Annotated in this window: 1 pseudogene; it reads right to left on the bottom strand. The window is 64.1% G+C overall.

Going from position 1 to position 290, the window contains the following annotated elements:
- A pseudogene (locus NE591_RS15330) lies at positions 1-290 on the bottom strand (acetyl-CoA synthetase); the annotation flags it as partial.

Below are 290 nucleotides of genomic sequence, written 5' to 3'. Positions count from 1 at the left end.
CGTACGTGAACACGCACGCCTCCATAAGCCACTGGCCGTAGTACTTGCCCCATACCGCCTTGCCCCAGCCCGTGTCGGCGATGGTGAAGTGCAGGCCGTCGGGATCCACGTTGTGCCAATGCTTCGCCGTGACGAGATGCGCGATGGCGTACTCGGAATCGTGCAGCACCATTTTGGGGTTGCCCGACGTGCCGGACGAGAAGTACATGAGCATAGGGTCGGCCGCCGCCGTCTCACGGCGCTCGAAGTCCTCGGACGCGGCGCGCACGCACGTGTTGAAGTCGAGCCAG

Source organism: Adlercreutzia sp. DFI.6.23 (assembly GCF_024462535.1).
Lineage (GTDB): Bacteria > Actinomycetota > Coriobacteriia > Coriobacteriales > Eggerthellaceae > Adlercreutzia > Adlercreutzia rubneri.
The sequence above is the reverse complement of the archived record's forward strand: the minus strand, read 5'-3'. Positions and strand labels throughout refer to the sequence as shown.